Here is a 5,424-nt window from a genome sequence, read left to right on the forward strand (position 1 = left end):
CGGTCGAACGGGCGCATCACCTCGGGCGAGGTCGCCTCGGCGCGCACGACCGGAGGCGTCGCCGAGACGGCGACAGAGGCACCCGGAGTCTCCACCGAAACGGGGCGCGGCTCGCCTCGACGGGCGACGACGAAAGGAGCGGCCATGCCCCGACGGTAGAGAGGCGCTGAGCGGCGGAACGGCTCCGGCGACGCTGCGGTGGATGCCCGAGCGCGGGTAGCGGGATGTGGAGGAGGAGTCCCGGAAAGAGAGAAGGCGGCATCCCATGGGGGGAATGGGATGCCGCCGTGTGCGACCGCCCGGAGTTGGGGGGTGTCGGGGGTCGCGATGCCAGAATCGATGTTCGGCCGAGACGAGTGTACGTGGCCCGACGGGGCGGAAAGTGCCTTCTGAGCGCTTTCCTTCCGATATATCGGTGATGTTCTCGATATCTCCTGCGCGCGTTCTCGATACCTCCTCTCGGGGGTGGTCCGACGCGGCCCGGCTGGCTAGATTTGCTGCGACTCGGACGGCCGCGCGCGCCGCCCGCACCGATGCGAAGGAGCCCCGATGAGCAGTCAGATCGATCACCTGCTGAGCGAGGATCGGCGATTCGCCCCCTCCCCCGCGTTCGCCGCCGCAGCCGTCGGCGACGCCGAGCTCTACGCGAGGGCGGAGGCCGACCGTCCGGCGTTCTGGGCCGAGCAGGCCCGCGACCTGCTCCACTGGCACACGCCGTTCACCACGACCCTCGACTGGTCGAACCCGCCGTTCGCGGAATGGTTCGCCGACGGTGAGCTCAACGTCGCCTACAACTGCCTCGACCGCCACGTCGAAGCCGGCAACGGCGACCGGGTCGCCCTGCTCTGGGAGGGCGAGCCCGGCGATGAACGACGCGTGACCTACGCGGAGCTCACCGACGAGGTCAAGCGCGTCGCGAACGTGCTCGCCGATCTCGGCGTCGGCCGGGGCGACCGCGTCGCGATCTATCTGCCGATGATCCCCGAGGCGATCGCCGCGATGCTCGCCGTCGCGCGCGTCGGCGCCATCCACTCGGTCGTGTTCGGCGGCTTCTCCGCCGACAGTCTGCGCGCACGCATCGACGATGCCGGCGCGAAGCTCGTGATCACCGCCGACGGCGGGTACCGCAAGGGCAAGGTGTCGGCCTTGAAGCCCGCGGTCGACGCCGCTCTCGCCGACCGCAACGGCAGCGGTCCGCAGGAGACGGTCGAGCACGTGGTGGTGGTACGCCGCGGCGGCAACGACGTCGAGTGGAACGGCGAGCGCGATCTCTGGTGGCACGACGTCGTCCCCGCGGCCTCGGCCGACCATGAAGCGCAGGCCTTCCCCGCCGAGTCGCCGCTGTTCATCCTCTACACCTCCGGCACCACTGGAAAGCCCAAGGGAATCCTGCACACCTCCGGCGGCTACCTCACCCAGACGGCCTTCACCAACCGGGTCGTGCACGACATCCATCCCGACACCGACGTCTACTGGTGCACCGCCGACATCGGATGGATCACCGGTCACTCGTACGTCACGTACGGCCCGCTCGCCAACGGCGCCACCCAGGTGCTGTACGAGGGCACGCCGGACACGCCGCATCCGGGGCGCTGGTGGGAGCTCGTGGAGAAGTACGGCGTCACGGTGCTCTACACCGCTCCGACCGCCATCCGCTCGTTCATGAAGATCGGCCGCACCGTGCCGCAGTCGTTCAACCTGTCGAGTCTGCGCCTGCTGGGGTCGGTCGGCGAACCCATCAACCCCGAGGCGTGGATGTGGTACCGCGAGATCATCGGGTCGGGCCACGCCCCGATCGTGGACACCTGGTGGCAGACCGAGACCGGCGCGATCATGATCTCGGCCCTTCCCGGGGTCACCGAGGCCAAACCGGGATCGGCGCAGGTGCCCCTCCCGGGGATCGCGGTCGACGTCGTCGACGAGAGCGGCGAGCACGTGGGGAACGGCAACGGCGGCCTGCTCGTGGTCACCGAACCGTGGCCGAGCATGCTGCGCGGCATCTGGGGCGACCCCGACCGTTTCGTCGAGACGTACTGGTCGAAGTTCGCCGACCGCGGGTTCTACTTCGCCGGCGACGGCGCGCGGCTCGACGACGACGGCGACGTCTGGCTGCTCGGCCGTGTCGACGACGTCATGAACGTCTCCGGGCATCGGCTGTCGACCGCGGAGATCGAGTCGGCTCTCGTCGCGCACGAAGCGACCGCCGAAGCCGCCGTCGTCGGGGCGTCGGATGAGACCACCGGGCAGGCGGTGGTGGCGTTCGTCATCCTCAAGCAGAGCTTCCTCGACGCCCACTCGGCCGAGGGTCTCGCCGAGACGCTGCGCCGCTGGGTCGGCGAGCAGATCGGTCCGATCGCCCGTCCGCGCGACATCTACATCGTGGCCGAGCTGCCGAAGACCCGGTCGGGCAAGATCATGAGACGGCTGCTGCGCGACGTCGCCGAAGGACGCGAGGTCGGCGACACCACGACTCTGGCCGACACGATGGTGATGTCCACGATCCAGGCGAAGATCACGTCATAACGATCCCGCGCGTTCCGCCCCGGGCAGACTGGGCCGGTGAGCACTCTCGACGCGCTGCGCGCCCGGGTCGCGGAGCATCCCTCCAACGCCTGGGCGCGCGAGCGCGGATGGGACCCGCTGATCATCGGCACCGAGCGGGCGCGCGTGCTCATCCTCAGTCAGGCGCCCGGCCGACTCGCCCAGGCGTCCGGCATCGCCTTCGACGACCCCAGCGGACGCCTCCTGCGCGCCTGGATGGGAGTGACCGACGAAGAGTTCTGGAACCCCGATCTCGTGGCCGTACTGCCCATGGACGCCTACTTCCCGGGCAAGGGGACCAGCGGCGACAAGCCACCGCGTCGGGACTTCGCCGACCGGTGGCACCCGATGTTCCTCGAGCGGTTCGCCGACGTGCGCCTGCGCATCGTCATCGGCGGCTACGCGCAGCGCCGCTATCTCGGGTCGTCGGATGTGACCGCCAACGTGCGCGCAGCGGAGACGTTCCTGCCGATGTACCCCATCGTGCATCCGTCGCCCCTCGCGCGCGGCTGGCGCACGCGGAACCCGTGGTTCGTCGAGGAGAAGGTTCCGCAGCTGCGCCTTCTCGTGCGTGACGCCATCGGCCGGGAGTGACGGGCGGCCGCGTTTCGTCTCGCTCCGCTCGCTCAACGACCCGGTACGGCAGGCGACGTTTCGTCTGGCTCCGCTCGCTCAACGACCGGAACGGCAGACGACGTTTCGTCTCGCTCCGCTCGCTCAACGACCGGGGGCAGACGACGTTTCGTCTCGCTCCGCTCGCTCAACGACCGGGGGCAGACGTCCTGGTCGTTGAGCGAGGAGCGCAGCGACGAGACGAAACGCGGGCCTCAGACGAGGGTGAACACGACCTCGACCTCGACGGGACTGTCAAGCGGCAGAACCGGCACGCCGACGGCCGACCGGGCGTGGCGGCCCGACTCGCCGAAGATCTCCCCGAGCACGTCGCTCGCACCGTTGATGACGCCGGGCTGGCCGGTGAAATCGGGAACGGACGAGACGAAGCCGACCACCTTCAGCACGCCGCTCAGCCGGTCGACGTCTCCTGCCGCAGCCGCTGCGGCCGCGACGGCGTTCAGCGCGCACTGACGCGCGTAGACCTGGGCATCGGCGGCGGAGACGAGGCCCTCGCCGTCACCGACCTTGCCGGTCGCGGGCAGTGCGCCCCCGACGATGGGGAGCTGGCCTGCGGTGTAGACGAGGTCGCCGTGCACCTTCGCCGGCACATATGCGGCGACGGGCGGCACCACCTGCGGGAGCTCGATCCCCAGGTCCGCGAGACGCTCCGAGACACTCATGCCGCACCTCCGTCGAACTGGCGCGCGGCCTGCGCGGCCGCATCCAGCCCCGCCGTGTTCGCTGCGCCGTCGCCGCCGGAGGGACGCTTGAAGTAGCCGACCAGACCGCCCTCGGGACCGGGGACGACCTGCACGAGCTCCCAGCCCTTCTTGCCCCAGTTGTTCAAGATGGCGGCGGTGTTGTGGATCAGCAGGGGCGTGGTCATGTACTCCCACGTCGTCATCGAGGCTCCTCGGGGGTTCGGTGCGTTTGGCGGATCGGCGCCGGTCGTCAAGGGGTTCCCCAGCTACCTCCCCTACGATCAAGCCTATGCCTCAGAAGAATCGGACGGCTAGCGGTGCGCTCGGGGGGATCCTGGGACTCGTCGGCCTGAGCGCGGTCGCCGGTGTTCTCATCACCGCCACGGTCACGCCCGCCATCGCCGTGACCGGTGCCGCGGCGTCGAGCGCCATCACGATGTTCGACAAGCTGCCGAGCGTGCTGGAGATCGAGAAGCTCATGCTTCCCTCCACCATCTACTACAAGAACTCCGACGGGGACTACGTCGAGTTGACGCAGTTCTACGACCAGAACCGCGAGCCGGTGACGTACGACGAGGTCGCCCCGGTCATGTACGACGCGATCCTCTCCAGCGAAGACCCGCGCTACTACCAGCACGGCGGCGTCGACCTCATCGGCACCACGCGCGCTCTCCTCAGCAATGCGCAGGGCGGCGAGACGCAGGGTGGCTCCTCGATCAGCCAGCAGTACGTCAAGAACATCCTCATCCAGCAGTGCGAGAGCAACGCCACGGGCGAGACGGCCGAAGAAGAGGCCGCCGCCAAGCTCGCCTGCTGGACCGAGGCGACCACCGCAGCCGGCGTCGAGGGCTACCAGCGCAAGCTGCAGGAGATGCGCTACGCCATCGCGCTGGAGCAGAAGTACTCGAAGAACGACATCCTGCTCGGTTACCTGAACATCGCCAACTTCGGCGGCACCAACTACGGCATCGAGGCCGCCGCGCGGTACTACTTCAATGTCAGTTCGTCCGATCTCAGCGTCGCCCAGGCCGCGACGCTCGCGGGCATCGTTCAGAACCCGAACACGTACCGCATCGACCAGCCCGGCGGCTCGACCACCAACAGCGAGGGCGCGCCACTGAACACCGCGCCCGACGGCGAGGTCAACGAGGGCGACGGCACGATCACCGCCCTCGACACGCTCCTGGCCGACGGCACGATCACCGAAGAGGAGTACCTCGCAGCCGCCGACGGCTACACCCTCACCAAGGGACGTCAGCTCTACGTGCTCAGCCGCATGCTCGACGACGGCAAGATCACGCAGGAGCAGTACGTCGAGGCGGCCAAGTCGCCCATCGAGCCGAACATCACCGTGCCGTCCTCCGGCTGTGCCGAGGCCGGCGGGTCGGCGTTCTTCTGCAAGTACGTGCAGGACGTCATCGCGAAGGATCCCGCCTTCGGCGAGACGCAGGATGAGCGCACCGCCGCCCTGCGCCGCGGTGGCCTGAACATCTACACCACGCTCGACATCGACCTGCAGCTCGCCGCCGAGCAGACCATGAACGAGACCGTGCCGCAGTCGATCGAC

At 69.0% G+C, this 5,424-nt stretch carries 5 protein-coding genes; 3 read left to right on the plus strand and 2 right to left on the minus strand.

Annotation, left to right across the window (positions count from 1 at the left end):
* Window positions 1-549 precede the first annotated feature (549 nt).
* Together acs and B4E30_RS02310 are read left to right on the plus strand one after the other, a co-directional pair.
* Complete coding sequence (acs, locus tag B4E30_RS02305) at window positions 550-2,523, plus strand: acetate--CoA ligase (protein WP_286793306.1); 1,974 nt, start codon at window positions 550-552, stop codon at window positions 2,521-2,523.
* Between the two features lie 36 nt (window positions 2,524-2,559).
* A complete protein-coding gene (locus B4E30_RS02310; protein ID WP_286793307.1) occupies window positions 2,560-3,135 on the plus strand; it encodes a uracil-DNA glycosylase family protein in 576 nt (191 codons plus the stop codon).
* A 233-nt stretch (window positions 3,136-3,368) separates the two neighbouring features.
* Here B4E30_RS02310 and B4E30_RS02315 read toward each other — a convergent pair whose 3' ends face one another.
* Window positions 3,369-3,836, minus strand: coding sequence for a RidA family protein (locus B4E30_RS02315; protein ID WP_286793308.1), 468 nt, complete (start codon window positions 3,834-3,836; stop codon window positions 3,369-3,371).
* Window positions 3,833-4,060, minus strand: coding sequence for a DUF4177 domain-containing protein (locus B4E30_RS02320; RefSeq protein ID WP_286793309.1), 228 nt, complete (start codon window positions 4,058-4,060; stop codon window positions 3,833-3,835). The genes B4E30_RS02315 and B4E30_RS02320 overlap by 4 nt, the downstream gene beginning before the upstream one ends.
* Before the next feature lie 86 nt (window positions 4,061-4,146).
* Here B4E30_RS02320 and B4E30_RS02325 point away from each other — a divergent pair.
* The coding region (locus B4E30_RS02325; protein ID WP_286793310.1) for a transglycosylase domain-containing protein at window positions 4,147-5,424 on the plus strand (1,278 nt) is incomplete at its 3' end.

It is taken from the genome of Microbacterium sp. UBA3394 (assembly GCF_002358725.1).
In the GTDB taxonomy this organism is placed as follows: Bacteria; Actinomycetota; Actinomycetes; order Actinomycetales; family Microbacteriaceae; genus Microbacterium; species Microbacterium luteum.

Excerpts from the sequence above, each read along its gene's own strand:
- B4E30_RS02315 (WP_286793308.1), bottom strand. The coding sequence starts at position 3,836 with ATGAGTGTCTCGGAGCGTCTCGCGGACCTGGGGATCGAGCTCCCGCAG.
- B4E30_RS02320 (WP_286793309.1), bottom strand. The coding sequence starts at position 4,060 with ATGACGACGTGGGAGTACATGACCACGCCCCTGCTGATCCACAACACC.
- acs (WP_286793306.1), top strand. The coding sequence starts at position 550 with ATGAGCAGTCAGATCGATCACCTGCTGAGCGAGGATCGGCGATTCGCC.